This is a genomic window from Bartonella sp. AA1HLJMS (assembly GCF_042197445.1).
GTDB lineage: Bacteria > Pseudomonadota > Alphaproteobacteria > Rhizobiales > Rhizobiaceae > Bartonella.
This window is the reverse complement of record NZ_JBHIRW010000137.1, coordinates 1-1,952: the sequence shown is the minus strand read 5'-3', so window position 1 is coordinate 1,952 and position 1,952 is coordinate 1. Positions and strand designations below refer to the sequence as shown.

Sequence of the window (1,952 nt, the reverse complement as noted above, 5' to 3'; positions counted from 1 at the left end):
AAATAAATGGGCAACCAGCCACCACAAGAAACAGACCTATTTGCCGCGCACCCAACGAGAAAGTTCAGAGCGCACACCAGCATCACTTTTTCGATTAACTTCATTTTCTACCTCAAGACGGGTTGTTGCTGTCTTTAAAGCATTCTCTGTTTGCTTTTGCCGTTCGCTTTGCTTGCCAAGGTGAAACGCCTTGGCTAAAGCCATAAAAAAAACGGCTAAAGCCGCTGTAAACATAAGAGAATATTTCTTTAGCCAAAAAATCATAAGCGTTGCTCCCCAAACCGCTTGGCGACAATCACTATGCCCGTTACAGCCGCTAAAACCATGATACCTGCTAAAGCCCATTGCACCGGACCATTGCCAACCAACAAGCCTCCAAACCCCGAACAAGACCCTATAATCGGGGCAAGTGCTTCTATCTTTAAAAGACCGCTTGCTGTTTTCGTTTCTACCCTTTGATAATTCGAAGAAACATAAGCCCCTTTTACCCATAATCCCGCTTCTGCTGCTCGACGGTTGGCTAAACCCGCAAGAGGCTTCCCACCGACCTTATTCCATTTCTGTAATTCTAAGGGTACGGCTTCATAATCCCCTTGATTAAGCTTCTTCAATAAGGTTGACTTGCGAAAAGCAGCTGTTCCTACATTATAGCAAAATGAGACCAATGCCGCGAATTGGCAATCCGTTAACGAAACCGTCACCGATTCCTCTACCGTCTGCTCAAATTGCTTTAAGTCTTCACAAAGGATTTCTTCTGCTTGCTTTTGGCTAATACACATGCCTTTTTTGACAAGGGGGTGACCCGCATTGCTGGTGTGACCATAACCAATCGTCCAGACACATGCCGTATCTCTATATGCCTCTAAACGCAAACCTTCCCATTGTTTGATAAGCTCTAATCCTTCTTTCGATATCTTTCTCATCTGACGCTCCATAAAAAAAGCCCCACAAAAGTGAGGCGGCATAAAAATGTTTTCTTATGATCTCTATTGGCTATGCTCTTTGATCAGCTGCTCGACTTCTTCAACACGAAAGCCAAGTTGAAAGAGCGGCGCATAGTCGCTTTCCTGTAATTCATACTGACAACGCTTTTCTACAAAATCACCATTTAAATCAAACGGCATGGTTGTTGTTAGACAAACCTTATGCGTGTCATCTTCAATCCCCTCTTCTCCCTCTCCAAGCTCTTTAACAAAAACCCAATAAAAACGTGTTGCTAAAAGATTCCCTAGCCTTCTTACTGTTTCAACTTTGTCAAAAGAAAGCATGTTCAGATAATCTTCTTTGCTATTTAAATGTTCTGGATATTCTATCATCTCTCCCTCCTAAACAAAATGACGCGTATGGCTACATCCACGCGCCGCAACTTGTTCATTTCCACCATTGACGATCATGGTGGCTCGAGTAAAACGCCCATTATCCGTTGTATTACTCCAGCTACCACCCCCTAAAAATGCTCTCATTTCAAACGTATTTTGCGTACGGCTTATGGGTATAGGAAACGTGCCCGATAAAAATTGCCAAACATAACCGCAACCATCCTCACAACCGATATGCGAGATCATTCGACGATTCGCCGTATCCTTATATCCACCTGAAACCTTAGAGGTTGGTTCTTTCTTGCCAACAATATGTGTCTTTTCATTGCTTCCATACATAGCAGAAGCAAACGCTTCATCACTCAGTAAAGATTTTTTAACACGCGCCATATCTGTTACATGTTCGGTATAATTACGGTTTGTTGTTATATTGGTACGATACATTGATTTCGTATTTTCACCCGTCCCTGATTGAAGATAAATATCAACCCAAAGATCTGTAGAGGGGTCATAAACCATACCTTCTGGTGAACTATGCGGACGGTGATTGAGACACCAAACTGAATTGGGTAAAATATCCCCTGCTCTATAACCAGACAATGGATGACCGGAAATCGTACCAACATCCGCACA

3 protein-coding genes and 1 pseudogene are annotated in these 1,952 nt (G+C 42.9%); all 4 read right to left on the bottom strand.

Annotated features, from left to right (window positions below):
- Window positions 1-36: 36 nt before the first annotated feature.
- On the bottom strand, window positions 37-264 hold the full coding sequence (locus tag ACFIQE_RS09915) for a hypothetical protein (RefSeq protein ID WP_375707653.1): 228 nt from the start codon (window positions 262-264) through the stop codon (window positions 37-39).
- Window positions 261-923: a lysozyme gene (locus tag ACFIQE_RS09910; protein ID WP_375612676.1), complete on the bottom strand. Its 663-nt coding sequence runs from the start codon at window positions 921-923 to the stop codon at window positions 261-263. Before ACFIQE_RS09910 ends, ACFIQE_RS09915 begins: the two co-directional genes overlap by 4 nt.
- 63 nt (window positions 924-986) lie before the next feature.
- The gene (locus ACFIQE_RS09905; protein ID WP_375662164.1) at window positions 987-1,316 is read right to left on the bottom strand and encodes a hypothetical protein; all 330 of its coding nucleotides are present in this window, start codon (window positions 1,314-1,316) and stop codon (window positions 987-989) included.
- Between the two features lie 9 nt (window positions 1,317-1,325).
- Window positions 1,326-1,952, bottom strand: a pseudogene (locus ACFIQE_RS09900) (hypothetical protein); the annotation flags it as partial.

Coding starts and splice junctions, on each gene's coding strand:
- ACFIQE_RS09910 (WP_375612676.1), bottom strand. CDS start 923: ATGAGAAAGATATCGAAAGAAGGATTAGAGCTTATCAAACAATGGGAA.
- ACFIQE_RS09905 (WP_375662164.1), bottom strand. CDS start 1,316: ATGATAGAATATCCAGAACATTTAAATAGCAAAGAAGATTATCTGAAC.
- ACFIQE_RS09915 (WP_375707653.1), bottom strand. CDS start 264: ATGATTTTTTGGCTAAAGAAATATTCTCTTATGTTTACAGCGGCTTTA.